This window comes from Parabacteroides sp. AF27-14 (assembly GCF_003635425.1).
GTDB classification, from domain to species: Bacteria; Bacteroidota; Bacteroidia; order Bacteroidales; family Tannerellaceae; genus Parabacteroides; species Parabacteroides distasonis.
The window spans coordinates 34507-54026 of the sequence record NZ_QTLZ01000016.1 but is presented as its reverse complement, the minus strand read 5'-3'; the positions used below and the strand labels follow the sequence as shown (position 1 = coordinate 54026).

The 19520-nt window shown below is 40.1% G+C and carries 14 protein-coding genes; 13 read left to right on the top strand and 1 reads right to left on the bottom strand.

Annotated elements, in window-relative coordinates:
- Positions 1-6 precede the first annotated feature (6 nt).
- The 13 genes from DWY79_RS15545 to DWY79_RS15485 all read left to right on the top strand — a co-directional run bounded on the left by DWY79_RS15545 (position 7) and on the right by DWY79_RS15485 (position 17095).
- Entirely contained in the window at positions 7-1956 is a 1950-nt protein-coding gene (locus DWY79_RS15545) for a nucleoside-diphosphate sugar epimerase/dehydratase (RefSeq protein WP_036613982.1), read from the top strand.
- Positions 1957-1990: 34 nt separating this feature from the next.
- Positions 1991-2419 carry a BT0820 family HAD-type phosphatase gene (locus DWY79_RS15540; RefSeq protein WP_048927731.1) on the top strand — a complete coding sequence of 143 codons (429 nt, stop codon included), beginning with the start codon at positions 1991-1993 and terminating at the stop codon, positions 2417-2419.
- Between the two features lie 51 nt (positions 2420-2470).
- Positions 2471-3268, top strand: a complete 798-nt coding sequence (locus DWY79_RS15535; protein WP_005855491.1) for a polysaccharide biosynthesis/export family protein — start codon at positions 2471-2473, stop codon at positions 3266-3268.
- Positions 3269-3305: 37 nt separating this feature from the next.
- Positions 3306-5753 carry a polysaccharide biosynthesis tyrosine autokinase gene (locus tag DWY79_RS15530; RefSeq protein ID WP_122369658.1) on the top strand — a complete coding sequence of 816 codons (2448 nt, stop codon included), beginning with the start codon at positions 3306-3308 and terminating at the stop codon, positions 5751-5753.
- 51 nt (positions 5754-5804) lie between these two features.
- Positions 5805-6782 (top strand): glycosyltransferase family 2 protein, encoded by a 978-nt coding sequence (locus DWY79_RS15525; protein WP_009276273.1) that lies wholly within the window; start codon positions 5805-5807, stop codon positions 6780-6782.
- Positions 6783-6829: 47 nt separating this feature from the next.
- The gene (locus DWY79_RS15520) at positions 6830-8263 is read left to right on the top strand and encodes an O-antigen polysaccharide polymerase Wzy family protein (RefSeq protein WP_122369656.1); all 1434 of its coding nucleotides are present in this window, start codon (positions 6830-6832) and stop codon (positions 8261-8263) included.
- Between the two features lie 29 nt (positions 8264-8292).
- Positions 8293-9807: an oligosaccharide flippase family protein gene (locus DWY79_RS15515; RefSeq protein WP_009276275.1), complete on the top strand. Its 1515-nt coding sequence runs from the start codon at positions 8293-8295 to the stop codon at positions 9805-9807.
- A 67-nt stretch (positions 9808-9874) separates the two neighbouring features.
- Entirely contained in the window at positions 9875-11122 is a 1248-nt protein-coding gene (locus tag DWY79_RS15510; protein ID WP_009276276.1) for a glycosyltransferase, read from the top strand.
- A gap of 86 nt (positions 11123-11208) precedes the next feature.
- A complete protein-coding gene (locus DWY79_RS15505) occupies positions 11209-12402 on the top strand; it encodes an ATP-grasp domain-containing protein (RefSeq protein WP_226766751.1) in 1194 nt (397 codons plus the stop codon).
- A 3-nt stretch (positions 12403-12405) separates the two neighbouring features.
- Positions 12406-13005: a sugar transferase gene (locus tag DWY79_RS15500; RefSeq protein ID WP_009276278.1), complete on the top strand. Its 600-nt coding sequence runs from the start codon at positions 12406-12408 to the stop codon at positions 13003-13005.
- The gene (locus DWY79_RS15495; RefSeq protein ID WP_009276279.1) at positions 13005-14210 is read left to right on the top strand and encodes an acetyl-CoA carboxylase biotin carboxylase subunit family protein; all 1206 of its coding nucleotides are present in this window, start codon (positions 13005-13007) and stop codon (positions 14208-14210) included. Before DWY79_RS15500 ends, DWY79_RS15495 begins: the two co-directional genes overlap by 1 nt.
- Positions 14211-14258: 48 nt before the next feature.
- A complete protein-coding gene (locus DWY79_RS15490; RefSeq protein WP_122268817.1) occupies positions 14259-15458 on the top strand; it encodes a DegT/DnrJ/EryC1/StrS aminotransferase family protein in 1200 nt (399 codons plus the stop codon).
- 587 nt (positions 15459-16045) lie between these two features.
- Positions 16046-17095 carry a DUF3810 domain-containing protein gene (locus DWY79_RS15485; protein WP_122369654.1) on the top strand — a complete coding sequence of 350 codons (1050 nt, stop codon included), beginning with the start codon at positions 16046-16048 and terminating at the stop codon, positions 17093-17095.
- Between the two features lie 8 nt (positions 17096-17103).
- On the opposite strand, the gene DWY79_RS15480 is transcribed toward DWY79_RS15485, so the two are convergent.
- Positions 17104-19311: an alpha-galactosidase gene (locus tag DWY79_RS15480; RefSeq protein WP_005865258.1), complete on the bottom strand. Its 2208-nt coding sequence runs from the start codon at positions 19309-19311 to the stop codon at positions 17104-17106.
- Between the last annotated feature and the right edge of the window lie 209 nt (positions 19312-19520).

The following is a 19520-nucleotide window of genomic DNA, read 5'->3' as shown; positions in this document are numbered from 1 at the left end:
ACAAATATGGAAAAGGTGAAATATCGTTATAATCGCTGGCGTTTAGCGCTGGGGCGTCTGGTAAATTTGCGGTATATCAACCGCTGGATCATTTTTTGTGCGGATCTTTTCATTTCCCTATGTGTATCTTTGATAGGAGTGCTGGGATTATTGTCCATCATGCATGTATACATAAGCGGGATTAGTGTATTAAAGGTAGGAATAGCTTCCTTTGTGGCCAGTATCCTTTCTTTTCTTACGTTCAAGGTTTATCACGGGGTGATCCGTCATTCCACGCTACGTGGACTATGGAGGATTGGTGGTGTCGCCATCACAAAATCCATCCTCATGTTCATACTGCTTCATCTTTTGAGGGCGGATTTCAATTCCTCTATATATTGGGTGGGAGGGATAACCGATTGTATGTTGACGATTGTTCTGCTGATCACCTTACGTGTATTTGTGATTAATGTATATAATAGCGTGTTGTCCCAACTTGGAAAAAAGCGCAAGCGTGTACTGGTGTTCGGTATGGATGAGGATAGCGTGATGATAGCCACATCACCCAACCGGCAAGTATTCATGCAAAATTATAGCATCATCGGCTTCTTGACGTTTGGTAGCGCTAAAAAGAACCTTCGCATAGCGGAACTTCCCGTTTACCAGATCGAGGACATTGATGACTTGTTGCGTCTGATCCCCAGAAATAACTTGGATGGTATCCTTTTCCCGAATATAAAGACCGTCCGACGAGAACGTGATCGTTTGATTCATTATTGCGAGCAGGCCTCCTTGAAGCCTCTCGTGGTTCCTGATATGGAGGAGGTCCATGAGGGCGGAATGAAGCGTTCAGTCCGTGAGATCCGTATTGAGGACTTGCTGGGTCGTGAGGAGATCAGTATAAATCTGGGCGAGATCGGTCTCTTATTGAAAGATAAGACGATCCTTGTTACGGGAGCGGCCGGTAGCATTGGTAGCGAGATCTGCCGCCAGCTGGCGCATTTCCCGATCAAGAAACTGATCTGCCTTGATGCCGCCGAGACTCCGATGCATGACTTACGCCTGGAATTGGAGGAGAAGTATAAGGAACTGGATTTTGTACCTATCATAGGCGATGTCCGGAATCCGGACCGTGTAGATTACGTATTCCGCAATTGGCATCCCCAGGTAGTATTCCATGCGGCAGCTTATAAGCACGTCCCCTTGATGGAAGAGAACCCTTGCGAGGCTGTTCGTACCAACGTGTTTGGTACCCGAGTGATAGCGGATGCCGCCGTAAGCTATGGTGTAGAGAAATTCGTGATGATCAGTACGGATAAGGCCGTTAATCCAACGAATATCATGGGATGTAGCAAGCGCCTCGCTGAGATATATGTGCAGAGCTTGAGTGTGGCGATCAGTAAGGGGGCTCTAGCGGGAAACACTAAGTTTATCACGACCCGTTTCGGTAATGTATTAGGAAGTAATGGCTCCGTGATACCTCGTTTTCGCGATCAGATCGCCAAAGGAGGCCCAGTTACGGTAACCCATCCCGATATCATCCGCTACTTCATGACAATCCCCGAAGCCTGCCGTTTGGTGTTGGAAGCCGGTACGATGGGCAAGGGCGGCGAGATTTTCATCTTTGATATGGGTGAGCCGGTCAAGATCGCTGACTTAGCGAAGCGTATGATCGAGCTTTCTGGTTTGCAGGTGGATAAAGACATAGAGATTAAATACACAGGTCTTCGTCCCGGTGAGAAATTATATGAGGAACTATTGAGCAACAAGGAGAATACGAAGGAAACCCCTCATGAGAAGATTCGTGTGGCAGCAGTCCGAGAGTACGCCTACAAGGATGTGGTAGAGCACATTGATCTATTAGCTGAATTATCCCTTCATGTACACATTCTTCCTATGGTGAGAGAGATGAAATCCTTCGTCCCCGAGTTCAAGAGCCAAAACTCTCAATTCACGAGATTGGACGGAGTGAATTAGCAATTTAGTTGGTAGTTATAAATCTGAATTATAAATGATTATCGCAGTAGATTTTGACGGAACAATCGTTGAGCATAAATATCCGGCGATAGGGAAGGAGATCCCTTTCGCTTTCGAGACATTGAGAAAGTTACAAACAGAACACCACAAGCTGATCTTATGGAGTGTGCGAGAGGGTAAGCTTTTGGATGAGGCTGTCACCTTTTGCCGAGAGCGGGGCTTGGAGTTTTACGCCGTGAACCGAGATTACCCGGAGGAAGAGAAAAGCCTGAATAACCATTTCTCCCGTAAGCTGAAGGCCGATATTTTTATTGATGACCGTAATCTTGGTGGTCTCCCGGACTGGGGTATGATTTACGAGATGGTGAGTAAAAGACTTTCCTATGAGGATTTAATGCGGAAATACGAGTCGGAATACGAACCGGAGAAACCGAAAGGCCTTTTCTCTCGTTTGTTTCGCTAAATCCATATCATTCTGTGTTCTAAGAAATAAAAAAAAAGATAACAAAATAATATGAAAATCAAAAGATTACTACTTTTATTAGCTCTACCTCTATTGGTAGCGAGTTGTACTTCTTACAAGAACGTACCATACCTCCAAAACCCAGAGGCAGTGAACGATTTTGAGGAGACCCTTCCGTTGTATGACGCCAAGATCATGCCAAAAGACTTGTTGAGCATCACGGTCAATACGACAGACCCGAAGGCTGCGACTCCATTCAACTTGACGGTACAGACTCCAATCAATGCGGCTTTGACAAATATCAGTACGACCACACAACCGACCATGCAGCAATACTTGGTGAATAATAAAGGAGAGATCGATTTCCCTGTTATCGGTCGCTTGGAAGTGGGTGGTCTCACCAAGAACGAGGCGGAGGACTTGATTCGTGAGCGTTTGAAACCTTATTTGAAGGAATCCCCGATCGTTACGGTCCGTATGGCTAATTACAAGATCTCCGTGTTGGGTGAGGTGGCCCGTCCGGGTAGCTTCACGATCGGCAACGAGAAGGTGAACGTTCTGGAGGCTTTGGCGATGGCAGGCGATATGACGATTTACGGTGTCCGTGATAACGTCAAGCTGATCCGTGAGGACGTGAACGGTAAGCGTGAGATCATTAACTTGAATTTGAATAATGCCGAAGTCGTGACTTCCCCGTATTATTACCTGAAGCAAAACGATATTATTTACGTGACCCCGAACAAGACGAAGGCTAAGAACTCCGATATCGGTAACAGCACGACCCTTTGGGTAAGCTCACTCTCGATTCTGGTATCTATTGCCGGCCTGTTGGTAAACATACTTAAGTAATTGAAAATTGAAAATTGAGAATTGAAAATTAAGAGAGATGATAGACGAACGGATAATTAATAACACTGGGATAGAGAACGAGGAACAAGAGATTGATTTGGTCGCTCTTTTATTCAAATACCTTTTTTATTGGCGTTGGTTTGTTGCTAGTATATTGATATGTTGCATCGCTACTTACCTGTTTCTTCGTTATCAAACGCCTGTATATAACATTTCCAGTTCCGTGTTGATAAAGGAGGAGGATAAGCGAAGCGGTTCGGGCAACAATCCGTTGGCGGCCATTCAAGATTTGGGAATGTTTTCCATGACAAATAATTTTGATAACGAGGTGGAGATATTGAAATCCCGTACATTGATAAAAAAAGTCGTGAACGACCTGAATTTATATGTTCGTGTAGCGGAAAAGCGAGCGTTCGGTTATGCGATGCCTCTTTATAAGAATAGTCCGGTGCGGATTTATATGACACCGGAAGAGGCCGATAAATTGGAGGAGCCGATTAAGCTGGATCTTACATTTACAAAAACAGGAAAATTGTCTGTTAAGGCTGAATATGTGCAAGATAAGGAAGAGCAAGAGATAGAACAGGCATTTGATCAATTGCCGGCGGTGTTACCAACACCTGTGGGTGTTTTAAGCTTTACGCGAGGCGATACCTTGTATATGGAAGAAGAGGAAATCGCTTTACGTGTTACCATAAATACGCCGACGGAGACCGCCGAGGATTATATGAAAGACTTGAGCGTGACCGCCTCTTCCCAGACCACGACGATAGCGAAGATCAGCGTGAACAATACAGTAAAGGAGCGAGGCGTGGATTTCGTGAATCGTTTGGTTGCGTTCTATAATCAAGACGCGAACGATGAGAAGAATGAGGTAGCTCAGAAAACCGCTGAGTTCATAGAGGAGCGTATCGGTATAATTAACCATGAGTTGGGTACGGCGGAGAGCGAGTTGGCGGATTTCAAGCAACGATCCGGTCTGACGGATTTGACAAGTGATGCCCGTCTAGCCTTACAAGAGAGTTCCAAGTATGAGCAGCAACGTACGGAGAACGCTACACAGATCAGCTTGGTTCAATTTCTGCGTACCTATATCAACGATCCGGTCAACAAGGAAGAGATAATTCCTGCAAACGTAGGGTTACAGGATCAAAACCTCACTAGGGTGATTGAACAATATAACACGATGATCATCGAGCGTAAACGTTTATTACGTACCTCTTCGGAAAATAACCCGGCGGTGATAAACATGAACACCGGCGTTGAGGCGATGAGACGTAATGTCGAGACAACCGTGAATAGTGTCTTGCGAGGACTACAAATCGCCCAGAAAGATATTGAGCGTCAGGCTAGTAAATTTGAGAGCCGGATTAGTGATGCTCCAAAGCAAGAGAAAGAGTTCATGACTATTTCTCGCCAGCAAGAAATCAAGGCGACTTTATATATCATGCTGTTGCAGAAGCGGGAGGAAAATGCGATCACATTGGCAGCCACGGCTAATAATGGTCGTATTGTAGAGGAACCATTACCCGGGAAGGATCCTGTGGCTCCCAAGAAGCTCGTGTTTTTATTGGCTGCGTTTGTGGTGGGCCTGTTTATTCCGGTGGGAATCATCTTTGTCGTGGAATTATTGAAATATAAGATCGAGAATCGTGGCGATGTGAAGCAATTGACGAATGTTCCGATTTTGGGCGAATTGCCCTTGTGTGGTCATAAATCCTCCGATAAGGGAGCGATCGTGGTGCGCGAGAATAAGAACGACATGATGGAGGAGACCTTCCGAGGTTTGCGGACCAATCTGCTCTTTATGCTCCGGAAAGATCAAAAGGTCATACTTTTCTCTTCTACGCAGCCCGGAGAAGGTAAGTCTTTCGTGACTGGAAATCTCGCTGTCAGCTTGGCTTATTTGGGAAAGAAGGTGGTAGTGGTTGGTATGGACATCCGTAAGCCGGGCTTGAATAAGGTCTTCGATTTATCGAAAAGGCAGGAAGGAATATCTAATTATCTGATGGATCCGGAGGATAAGGATCTTTTTGATCTTGTGCAGCCTTCCGGCATCAGTCCGAACCTGGATATCCTTTTAGGAGGAACGATTCCCCCGAACCCGACGGAACTGGTAGCCCGTGATACCTTGGAGAAGGCGATAGAGCAATTGAAATCCCGTTATGACTACGTGTTGCTGGATACAGCCCCGATCGGTATGGTAACTGATACGGCCATAATAAGCCGTGTGGCCGACATGTGTGTTTATGTCTGCCGTGCGGACGTGACCCCGAAAGCCGCTTTCTGCTACATTAATGTTCTTAGGGACGAGCATAAATTTGACAAGTTGGCGGTAGTGATCAATGGAATCGACCTGAGCAAACGTAAGAACACCTATGGCTACGGTTATGGTAAGAAATACGGTTATGGCTATGGTAAACATTATGGTTATGGATACGGCTATGGGTATGGTTTTGAGGCGGAGAATAAGAAAAAGGGGTGAGTCTCTATCGAATTATTAAATTATAATCTTTTTTAATCGCAATTAAATAATATGAATATACCCAAAATCGATATAATTGTACCAGTGTATAAGGTCGAGCCATATTTGAGAAAATGTGTTGATTCTTTATTGAATCAAACTTATGATGATTATATAATCTCTTTGGTAGATGATGGTTCTCCAGATGAGTGTCCTGCCATCTGTGATGAATATGCAATCAACTATCCGGAAAAAATCAGGGTTTATCATAAGCAGAATGGGGGATTATCAGATGCGAGGAATTATGCGGTAGAAAGATCAAAATCAGAGTTTGTGATTTTTGTGGATTCCGATGATTGGGTATCGGAGCATTTTATTCAGAATCTAGTTGAAGGACTCGCCTCTAGTGAAATTGATATGGTGGTTTCTCCGTATTACAGGGCAACAGAAACATCGGAAGGAGTTTCTATACGATTGAGTATGCCAACAAAGGCTCCTTGTTGTATGGGAGTGGAAGAAGCTCTAATAGAGTTATGTAGAGAGGAATATTATGGGAATCATGCTTGTTCTAAACTTATCAAACGAAGCTTGATCCTAGCTTATTTATATCCGATAGGTAAATATTTTGAGGATTCTTATACTACATATAAGCATATTGCTCATTCAAGAAAGGTGTCATATATACCTAATCCCGGGTATTATTATCTCCAACGTGAAGGTAGTATCGTACGCTCTGAATTTCAGAGAAGGCATTTAGATCTCATTTATGCAACTCAAGAAATGGTTGAGTATATGATTGACAATGATTTTTCTCGAAGAACTATATCGTTTGGGGTATATAAATTATTCAGAAGTGCTCATGCGACATTTATCCATGCTAGGAAAGAGTCAGATTTTAATGTAATCTATGATGAGGTGCTTATGATTTTAAATCGATATAAGGAATATTTTTCTGTTATTGATCAATCATTAAAGGAGACGATAATTCATAACATAATGATCTTGAATCGTCCATTGTATCATTTTATGATTCTTGGTAAGAAAAAATGAGTAGTTTTTATTATGATATATATTGATAATGTTTTATATATGATTACATGATAATGGTAAGACGATATATAGGGTTTTGGTTGTTTTTGATCTTAAATGTGATTTTTGTGTTGTTTTTCTTGGTTAATCAGTCTGAATTCATAATAAGTGCTCTTTTTTTAGTGTGGGTAAATATGACTATATATTCTGTAAGAGACTTGAAATCAAAAGGTATGCTATTTGCTTTTTGTGTGGCTTTTTTTTCATTTCTTATGGGTAGGCATTTACTGTCATATTATTTTGATTATGAGGTGGAAGCCTTTTCAGAAGACGTTAATACACATGCGGAATTGTGTATGTTGCTGAGTTTGGTGACCGTTTTTTTTTCTTATATGTTCTTTTATGTGCGTAATAAGAGGAAAAATAAACAGAGTCATGGTGGATATGTTTTACCTGATAAATATATAAAATTTATACGCAAATATTCTCTTGGAATATTTTGGTTCGCTTTAGTCTTCTCTGTAATCTATGCAATATTCATTGTAGTTCTGGTACATACGATAGGCTATTTGGCCAGCTATACGATCGAAGGAAAGGAGATGATGAGAGGCAATTATTTATTGTTGACACTCAACAGAATAGAGCAGGCTCTTCCTGTTGCTCTCTGTTGTTATCTAGCAACATTGCCAGATCGGAAGTCTTGTAACAAAATCTGTGGGTCTTATTTTCTATACTTGATTTTTACACTGCTAGGAGGGCAAAGAGGACCGTTTATCCTAGGGGCTTTATTTTTGATGATATATTATTTCTATCGAAATAAAAGAGATGGTGAAGTATGGGTAAAGAAAAGCTGGGTAAGAATAGGACTGATATCTTTTCCTTTTTTACTTGTCGGGTTGGGGCTTTTTTCTAAAATACGAACTGGAGATCAGATAGAATTTAAAAATATAGGTGACTCTCTTGTGAAATTTGTATATAATAATGGAGTAAGTGTTAATGTGATAAAAAGATCTTATGAGTTAGACTATAAATTAAGATCTGATCGATTTTATTCGATGCATTTTCTTCATGATGGTATCTTTGGATTAGTTTTTGGTTCTGATGGTACAGGTAATAATGCTGATAAGGCTACCGAAGGTTATCATCTAGCTCATGCGCTTCCATATTTAATGTTCCGTGATAAATATCTTGAAGGAGCAGGGACAGGTACAAGTTATATAGCTGAATTGTATCATGATTTTGGTTATATTGGAATAGTATTTGGAAATATAATTTATGGATTTATGTTGGCGTTATTAGCTAAATTTGATAAAAATAAACCATTTAACACATCGATGAAGCTTTTGATTATAACTCGACTTCTTTGGGCGCCACGTGGAGGATTTACTGAATTTATTACAATATTATCGCTTCCTGCTACAATCTTTATATATGTTGTTGTTTTTGTTAGTGTATTTTTTGTGTTTGGTGTTCCACGGAAACGCTGTGCTAAATTAGTATAGACTAAAAATAATTTTTAATTTTAATAGTTGTGAGTGTTTCTGAAAACAATAGGCGTATTGCTCGTAATACGTTACTGCTTTATGGAAGGAAAGCTGTAACCATGTTGATTGCGCTATATTCATCAAGAGTATTACTGCAATATTTGGGAATTGATGATTTTGGATTATATGGACTTGTTGGTAGTATAATTCTTGTTTTTACGTCACTTAAATCAACATTTGCTGCATCTGTTCAGAGATTTCTAAATGTAAATAAGGAAGAGAGTATTGCAAGGGAAAATGAAATTTTCTGCATGGGGATGATAATTCATGTGCTGATTGCTGTTGTCTTTATTCTATTAGCAGAGATTGGAGGTGCGATATTACTCCCAAATCTTAATTTGAATTCTGAAAAACTAATTGTTGCAGGATGTATACTTCATTTTACTATATTTTCGGCAGCAGTCTCTATAATTACAGTTCCTTTTGATGCTCTTGCTATGGCGAATGAGAAATTTGATGCGTTGGCTGTTATTTCTATTATAGATTCTGTTTTACGACTTTGTGTAATATTTATTCTGTCATTTAGTCCGATTCAAAGAGTTGTATTTTATGCGATATTACTTTTGTGTGTAACTATTGTACATATTCTTATGATAGGAGGGTATTGTTATAAAACTTTTAAAACTACAGTGAAATTTCATTTTGTAAAAGATAAAGTTTTATTTAAACGTATGACAGCTTTTGCAGGATGGAATTTCTTTGGTAATTTGGGGTACTATCTCACGAGTGAAGGTGTGAATTTTATTCTTAATATATTTGGTGGAATAGTAGCTAATGCTTCACGTGCAATCTCTTATCAAGTGAAAAATGCGTTACAGACTTTAGTGAATGATATAACTGTTGCTTTTCAACCTCAGAGCATGATGGTTTTTTCAACAGATAAACAACGTTTTTATAATCTTCAATTTTTAGCGACTAAAGCGAGATTTGCTATATGCGTAGTTTTGGGCTTCCCTCTATTTTTATTCATTCCTGAGATTTTGCAAGTTTGGTTGGGAAAACAACCGGAAGGAGCTGCGACCTTTATAAGATGTATTCTATTGTTTGTGGCCATACGTTGTTGGCATGATGCTATTGACACGACTTTTAAATCGGCTGCATGCATGCGAAATTATCAAATATGTGAAATGTCTATTATGCTATTTAACTTACCTGTATCTTGGCTTATGCTTCATTTGAAATTACCTCTGTATAGTGTGTTTATAGTAATGTCTGTTATTGAATTTGTGAATCTGATAGCAATAATGATGTTAGCATATAAGGAGTTAGATTTTATAATAGGGGATTATATTAAGGAAGTAATTATACCTTCGGTATTTATAATTTGTATCATGGGTATAATATATCTAAGTTGTTCTTTTTTTGATATACGTCCTTTTGGATGGATTGAAATGTTCTTTTTCTTAATAGGTGCATTTAGTATTGCGATTGGATTGATTTTTATGGTCTTGTTCTCTCGGATTGAAAGAGAAAAATTAGTGTCCATGATGAAATATAAATAATATTATTGTTGAATAATACTGTTTTATTGATAGATGGTAAATGTTTTTTTGATATAATAATTTGAAAATGAGAAATCTAATCCTTCTTGCAAACTTTTTTCCTTATGGTAATGGTGAACCATATTTGGAAACTGAGGTGAAATATTATGAACAGTATTTTGATCGTATTTATATTTGTTCATTGCAGTTAAGAAAAAGAGATCTACAATCTCGACGAGAATTACCTTCAGATAAATTTGAAGTATTCCCAGTTGAAAAAGCACCTAACTATGTTTATCTATTTAACTCACTTAGAGTTTTAGGAAATGCTAATCTTTATAAGGAATTGTGGAAGCTAGGTAAAGAGAAAAGAATGTCTTTTCAGCGTGTGGTGCGTCTGTTTGTTTATCTTAGTCGTTCGTATTATGAGGCTGGAAAAATAAAGAAATGGTTCAAAAGAAAAGTGACTTTTGATAATCTTGATTGTGGGGTTTTGTATTCATACCGTTTTGAATATCAACCTTATGTTGGATTACTGATTAAACAGGTATTACCCAATTTTAAAATTGTAGCTAGAGGGCATGGATTCGATTTGTATGAAGAAAGACATCAGGAACATTATATTCCTTTGCGTGAGTATTTATTGGAAAATCTTGATAAAACGATTATGATTGCACAAGATGGGGTTAATTATCTTGTGGAAAAATATCCTGTCTATAAGGAAAAAGTAATACTTTCTCGTCTTGGAACTATGGATCAAGGTCTGGCAATTCTTCCACAATCAATGGATGAATTTCGACTTGTCAGTTGTTCTACGGTCTCTCCTATAAAACGAATACATCTTATTGTGGAGGCATTAGCCCAAATTAAGAATATTCGAGTTCGATGGGATCATTATGGTGATGGCCTTTTATTGTCTGATATTAAGTGTCTTGCCGTAAAATTGTTGCATGGAAATATTCACTGGCATTTTCATGGGTATGTAGATAATCAAACTTTGATGTCTATTTATCAAAAGAAACCATACCATTTGTTTCTCAACGTTAGTTCATCAGAAGGAGTTCCTGTTTCTATCATGGAAGCCATGTCTTTTGGAATTCCTTGCGTAGCAACAGATGTTGGAGGAACTAAAGAGGTTATTGAAAATTATAAAAATGGGATCTTATTGTCTTCGGATTTTAAGCCCAAAGAACTTGCAGGTTGGATTATGCTTTTTTTTAAAATGGATGAAAAAGAATATCTGCTGTATAGAAATAACGCTCGGACAGGTTGGGAAGAATTTTATAATGCGGATAAAAATTATCGTATATTTTTGAACTTTCTGAATAATATGTGATTAGATGTGATTTGCTGTAATAAGAAAAATACATATACCCTAAAAATCTTCATATAAGTTTAATACTATATTTATTACTCTAATAGATGAAAAGAATAATGATTTTGGGAGCAAGTCTCCTCCAGCTTCCTGCTATAAAGAAGGCTAAAGAAATGGGTCTGGATGTAATTGCTGTAGACATGGATCCGGATGCTGTAGGGTTTAAAGAAGAGGGGATAACGAAATTGCAGATTAGCACGATAGATACACCCCGAATCGTAGAGGCTGCTCGTACTTATCAAATAGATGGGATAATGACGCTTGCTTCCGATATGCCTATGCAAGCGGTCGCTGCGGTGTGTGAAGAGTTGGGATTAATAGGTATTACCCCTCAAACGGCTCTTAATGCGACAAATAAGGCCGAAATGCGTAGATGTTTTAAGGCGCATGATGTTCCTATTCCTGAGTTTTATATAGTTAGTGAGCTTGATGAATTTATGGAGGCGACCAAACATTTTACGACTAAATTTATAATAAAGCCTGCTGATAATTCGGGGAATCGTGGGGTGAAACTTATAACAGATATAGCGGAAGAACAGGTTTTGATCCAAGCTTTTGATTATAGCAAAAAGTACAGTAGGGATGGGCGAGTTCTACTTGAAGAGTATATGGAAGGCGATGAGTTTAGTGTAGAGACAATGAGTGTTGATGGAGTATGCCATGTGATTCAAGTTACGGATAAACTAACTTCTGGTGCGCCCTATTTTGTAGAAATGGGACATACGCAGCCTTCCATGTTTGCGGAAGATATTAAAATGAGGATATCGGAAGTTGCAAAAGCAGGGATTAAAGCATTAGGTATCAATCATGGTCCTTCGCATACGGAAATAAAACTTACGTCTACTGGGCCTAAAATAGTGGAGATAGGCGCAAGATTGGGTGGAGGATGTATTACAACACATCTTGTTCCGCTATCAACAGGGGTAAATATGGTAGAGGCCAATATACGTATAGCTTTAGGAGAAACTCCTGATCTATGTAAGAAATATGATAAAGGTGCGGCTATTCGCTTCCTGCAACCTCTTCCAGGTATTTTTAAGTCGGTAGAAGGTGTAGATGAAGCCAGAGGTATCTCAGGCGTTATTGAGGTTGGATTTATGAAGAAAATAGGTGAAGTTATTCCGGAGCTATCTAATGGACTTGATCGAGTAGGCTATGTTATAACGCAAGGTAATACCCGTGAAGAAGCTGTAAGATTATGTGGGCAAGCTGTCAAAAAGATTAAATTTGAAATGGTGTAAATTATGTATAAAAGTTTTTTTAAGCGTTTATTTGATATTTGTGGTTCACTTTTAGCTATTCCTTTTGTTGTTATTATCGGCTTATTTGTAGGTTTGGCAATTTATTGGGAGGATAAAGGGGATGTATTCTATCTTGCTTCTCGACGTGGTCGTTATGGAAAGATATTTAAGATGTTTAAATTTCGTTCGATGAAAATGAATGCTCCAGATATTCGTAATTCGGATAATTCAACTTATAATTCTCCGGATGATCCAAGAGTTACTAAAGTGGGTAAGTTTATACGTAGAACTTCTATTGATGAATTACCTCAATTTTTCAATGTGTTGATTGGGGATATGAGTTTTATCGGGCCGAGACCTGTAACAATAGATCGCTCTTTTGAGGAATATGATGAAAAACGTAAGATACGTTTGGATGTACGTCCTGGAATTACTGGATATTCACAAGCTTATTTTCGAAATTCTATTTCAAATGAAAAGAAATTAGAGAAGGATGCTTTCTATGCTCGGAATGTCTCTTTTTGGGGTGATCTAAAAATTATTTTAGCAACAATTAATACAGTTATATTTCGCAGAAATATCTATAATAAAAAGAATCAATAATGAATGCTCAAAGGAAACGTTTACTCATATTAGGGGCCGGGCGTGGTCAAATAGGTTTGTATAAAGCAGCTCGTGAGATGGGAGTGATAAGCATTGCAGGGACAATGCCTAACAATAACCCTCCTTGTATACCATTGGCTGATGAGGTATGTTATATGGATATTCTTGATCCGGATGAGGTAGAGAGTAAGACTGCCGATTTACGATTTGATGGTGTGGCAACTTGCTGTCTAGATCGTGGGTTGAAAGCTCTTGGACGATTATGTGATAAACGCTCATTGCCGGGATATTCAGAGGAAGTCGCAGAGCTTTGTAATGATAAGTCAAAAATGAAACTTCGATTTAGTAAATATGGTGTAAATACGGCTGCATTTAAGCAAATATCTTCGGATGAAGATTTATTAGATGCTATAGATAAAATAGGAGGGTATCCTGTGATTATCAAAGCTACAGATCTAGCTGGTAGCCGAGGTATTTATAAAGCTAATAATGAGGAAGAAGCTTTTGAGGGATTTTATAAAGCAAAGAATGTCACTAAGGTTGATTATGTGCTTATAGAGAAATTCTTACAAGGGCGTGAATTTGGGGCACAGGCTTTTATCTCTAATGGTGAAATTCTTTTCGTCATGCCCCATGGTGATATACTTTACCAAGCAGATACGGCTGTTCCTGTAGGACATTATGTTCCTTATGAATGTTCAGATGTTCTTCGAGAAAAAATGACAGAAGAGGCTCGAAAAGCCATAAAGGCTATAGGGCTTGATGATTGCGCTGTTAATATTGATTTTATCGAAGAAGATGGTGTAATATATGTATTAGAGTTAACAGGACGAATCGGTGCTAATTGCTTACCTGAACTTGTAAGTATTAATTATGGACTAAATTATTACAAGATGGTGATTGCGGCAGCTTTAGGTATTGATCCGGTAGAAATATGGAATCAACGTCAAGTTGGTCAAGCTGGTTTGTCGAAAATGATAATTTCGCCAGAGCAGGAAGGAGTCTTGGAAGACATACGATATGTAGGTGAAAGAGACTCCTATATTTATGATTTGACATTCTTTGTACGTCCAGGTTCAGAGGTGAAGAGATTTGCCAATTCAAGTCATTGCTTGGCCCAAATAGTAGTAGAGGGGCAAAATCTTGAAGAGTGTGAGAGAAAAGTTGATTTAGTCACATCTAAAATAGAGATGAGACTAAAATGAGAATTATAAAGAAACGGGATATTTGATCGAGAAATAATTTTAATAAAGATGAAAAAAATACCTTTTTCACCTCCTGATATAACAGTGAGTGAGGTTGATTTAGTATCGGGTGCCCTTTATTCCGGTTGGATTACAACTGGTCCGAAAACAAAAGAGTTTGAGCGTAAGATCGCTGAATACTGCCATACTGATAAAGCTGTATGTTTAAATTCCGCTACAGCTTGTATGGAGTCTATATTGAGAGTATTAGGTGTTGGTCCCGGTGATGAGGTGATTACCAGTGCTTATACGTATACCGCTACCGCTAGTGTGACTTGTCATGTAGGTGCTAAGGTGGTTATGGTGGATACGGCTCCTGATTCTTTCGAGATGGATTATGATAAATTGGTGGAAGCTATAACCCCTAATACAAAAGTGGTGATCCCTGTGGATCTAGGAGGGGTTATATGCGACTATGATCGGATATATGCGTCGCTGGAAAGTAAACGACATTTATTCAATCCTGCGAATGAGATTCAGAAATTGTTTGGCCGAGTAATTGTTTTGGCAGATGCGGCACATGCTTTTGGTGCTCAATGGCATGGGAGGATGTGTGGCGAGGTGGCTGACTTTACATCTTTCTCTTTTCATGCGGTAAAGAATTTAACGACTGCTGAGGGAGGAGCGTTGACGTGGCGTACTATCCCGGGTTTGGATAATGAGGCTTTATATAAGCAATTCCAGCTTCTTTCGTTGCATGGGCAGAATAAAGACGCTCTTGCAAAAACACAGCTAGGGACTTGGGAGTATGATATCGTGGCACCTTATTATAAATGTAATATGACTGATATCATGGCTGCTATCGGTTTGGCTCAATTTGAACGTTATGACGGGATGCTTGCTAGACGCCAAGAGATTATCCGTCGTTATAACGAGTCTCTGAGATCTTATCATGTGCAAACTCTTAATCATTTAGATGGTGATCATATCTCCAGCGGACATTTATATTTGGTAAGATTGTTGGATAAATCCTTGGAACAACGAAATGATATTGTTATCAAAATGGCTGAACGTGGGATAGCGTGCAATGTACATTATAAACCTTTACCTATGATGACGGCCTATAAGAACTTAGGCTTTGATATCGCGGATTATCCAAATGCTTACAATCAATACCATAACGAGATTACTCTTCCTTTACATACCTTACTTTCTGATGAGGATATTGAGTATGTGATCTCTAATTTTATCGATATAATCTCCCAATAAACACATATAATAGCCCGGGATGATAAATGAGAGCAGTCCGTCGGAAAGATCTGGGAATCGACGACAACAAGCTGCGGTAGTTTTTCATAATTTATTTGGACGTAATAAGGTACTTAAGTATTTTGGCTGAGAAACAATTGTAGAGTAAACTTGTTTCATCAATAAAAAACAAAAGGGACAACCTTTTTTATTACTAAGTACAAACCGGGTCATATTAGACTGAAAGTAGTCAACAAAATTCATTAAACTTTTGTTTTCTCTAAGAGAAACTCTTATTCGCTTCGCTTCCTACATCTATTACCTGCGGAATCGACATGCGCTAGATGCACGACACCAGCGAACCATAATTATGATTCTTTTTTTTGAGATTCTCCTTAAAATATGGTAGATGCATACTGATAATTGTAGATGCTTTTTATCTACAACCAATATGCAATCTGTTTATTTATAGAGTTTTGATAGGAAGTGGTAGATGTTGTAGATGTTTTTATAAAATCAATTCCTTACGTAAACTTAGGGAATATCGGATAATTTATTTTATCCTAAAACAATGTGGGCTAAAAAGTATATGATATCTTTGCCTTCCTATGGTAAAGCTTGAATATCTAAAAAAGATATGTGTTCGTTGGATTATATTGGCGATTTTTCTTGTCGCTATATGGATCGTGATGGGAAATCCCAGATTAGGCGAATGGTATTCCCGTTCGATTTATCCATGGGTATCGGGTATGCTATCTCGTTTCTCCTGCTTGTTCCCTTTTTCCGTAGGGGATTGTTTTATTTATGGTAGCATTGCCGGGTTATTAGGGTATCTGTCGTATGCGATTATAAGGAGGCGGAGGATCGGGAGGACAATAAGGCATGTCGTGGAATATCTGGCATGGGTGTATGTCTGGTTCTATATCGCTTGGGGATTGAATTATTTCCGGGAAGATTTTTTCACTCGTACGCGAACCACTTATGTGCCTTTTTCCTCGGAACATTTCCAATCCTTCTTGGATGCCTACACGGATTCCCTGAACGCCTCATGGGTTCCGATAGAGACGATCGATCGGGAGGTCGTGAAAGAGGCGGTGCAGGAAGGGTATCGGGAATTGCCTACTCGTTTCGGGCTTACCACTCCCGGAACCTATCTTCATCCTAAAACGATGCTGTTCTCCCGGTTGATGAGTGGAGTAGGGGTGATGGGATATATGGGACCGTTTTTCACGGAGTTCAATTTGAACGGCCAGCTCTTGCCCGTGCAATATCCCGCCACTTACGCCCATGAGATGGCTCATGTGCTTAGTATATCCAACGAGGCCGAGGCTAATCTATACAGTTATTTAATATGCACGGGTTCTTCCGTGCCGGAAATCCGGTTCTCAGGTTACTTCTCTTTGCTGCCTTATGTGTTGAGCAACGCATATGTGGCTTTGGATAAGGACTCTTTTGAGGCATGGAAGAAAAGATTACGCCCCGAGATCAAGGACTTGTATAACGAGAAAGTAGCCTATTGGCAATCCCTATACAGCCCGCTGATCGGCGAGGCGCAAGACGTGGTCTATAATCTTTTCCTGAAAGGCAATAAGATACCTGCCGGAACCGCTAATTATTCGGAGGTGATCGCTTTATTGATCGCTTTGGAAGGAGAATGATTTATTCATCATTTAACTTCCTCCAAATAAAGCACTCGGCTCGAGTAATCATTCTGCTTGTGATAATCGACAATGTGATTATAAGGGATTTCCAGTCCGTTCGCCATGAGATATTCCCCGGTGAAAGCTTTACCCTCGAAGGCCAGAGGCTCGTTGTCGATCCGGTTCAGTTCGCAGACTCTGTATTTCTTGTCTGGGGATAATCCGTTCATCTTTACACGGGGTAAATGTTGGTTGACGAAATGCTCGGTCTTCCACCAATAAAATACGGCTTTGTCTTTCTCCGGTGAGGTGTACATCAAGGAAGCTACTCCCAAACGATCGTACGGAGAAACCAGACGGTAGATATCGCCGAATTGCACGACGGGACGGATCGTCTTATAATCGGCGATCGCCTTGCGGCAAAGTGTTTTCTCTTCTTCTGTCATATTCTTGGGTTGGATCTCCATGCCCAAACGGCCGCTCATCGCTACGTCGATCCGATATTTCAGGGGAATGACCCGGAATGTTTGATGGTTGGGGGCGGCGCTGATATGTGAGGCCATGGCGATAGCCGGGAAAAAATAAGAAGTACCCCATTGCATATAGATACGCTGTAAGGCATCGGTATTGTCGCTTACCCAAAACTCATCGAAGTAAGGCATGACACCGTAATTTGCCCGGCCTCCACCACTGGCGCAAGCCTGTAGGGTTAAATCCGGGTATTTGGCTCGGATACGCTCACAGACTTTCTTGAATCCTTCGTGATATTCGATATACATATGGCTTTGCTGATCCGAAGGCAGATATTGGGAGCCATGGTTCAGGATGCTCATATTGGCGTCCCATTTGATATAATCGATCTCCGGGTATGTTGTCATCAAGTTGTCGACGATACCGAATATGAAGTCTTGCACCTCGGGATTGGAGAGATCAAGAACGACCTGTGTACCGCCACGCCCCAGGACGATTTCCCTGTTTGGAGCTTTCAATACCCATTCCGGATGCTTCTCGTACAATTCACTTGTCGTGTTGGCCATTTCCGGTTCGATCCAGATACCGAATTTAATACCATGCTTGTTGGCGTCGGCGATCAGGCCCTCGATGCCTCTTGGTAGTTTTCGGGCATCAACCATCCAATCCCCTAAGGACGAGTTATCTTTATTACGAGGATATTTATCGCCAAACCAGCCGTCGTCCATGACGAACAACTCGCCGCCCATAGACTGGATATCACTCATCATTTGGTCCATACCTTCTTGATTGATATCGAAATATACACCTTCCCAACTGTTTAGTAAGATTTTCCGGGCGGTCGCTCCATTCGCTATCTTATGTTTGCGTGCCCATGCGTGGAAATTTCGGCTGCTTCCGCTTAAGCCGTCCTTACTGTAAGTCAGCGCCAATTCCGGTGTACGGAAACTTTCTTTGGCTTTGAGGGTGTAAGCCGAGTTCTCCTCGTTTATTCCCGCGAAGAAATGGTGATAGTCGCTATCATCCGTATCGAAGAATAATTTGTAGTTACCGCTATAGCATAGGGCGGCGCCAATAACGGAACCGGTGTTTTCCTTTGGTTTTCCGTCTAGGGAGATCATCACTTCGGCGTGGGCGGTATGGGAGTTGCGGATACCATCCTTGTTTTTTATCATCTTGATGCCCGGTCGTAACGGTTCTTGTGCCAATTGAGCCTCGTTTGCCCATGAGCCGTATAAGTGGGAAACCCATACGTCTCCTTTCCGGATCGGCAGATAAGCGGAAGCGAAACGATTGAGGGTGATCGCTTTTTTCTCCTCATGCGTGATCTCTGTCCAAGTCTCGATGATATCGGCGTCCGGATAGGTTCTGTAACAGAGATTCATATAAAAAGGATACACTTTATCTTTTAATCGGATCGTTGTGATATCTGCCGTTTGCTCTTTTCGTGTATCTACTTTTATGACTTCCAGTTGAAGGGTCATATTCCCGTCGCCATGGGTAACGGACAATGCGCTTTCGGAGGGGCAATTCAAGCCGTAGACCGGATAAGCGGAAAATGTTTTCTGCTCGGTCTCGAGCAAGGTAGCCGCATCGGAAGTGGATAACTTGTCTCCATAGTAGATGAATCTTACCTCTCCGCCGACAGGTGCGTCTAGCAATAATGAGGTATTCCTCGTGGAAATCAATACGTCTTGTGCCCATAAACTAGTGGTCAATAGGGAGGCGCAACATAAATAACCGAATTTACTCTTAATGTTCATTTTATTAGTAGGTGTTAGATTTAAATTCAGGAGCAAAAGTAGGAGAGAGCCGGTAGGTTTCCTAATAGGATTTTATCAGATACTGTTACTTTTCTGCTTTAACTAAAATTTGTTTCACGCAGAAGAAACCCGTGCTTTCATTAATGAAAATTCCATATTGTCTAATTCGAAAGAAATCACTAACTTTGCGGCAATTTTTTAGAAGCAAG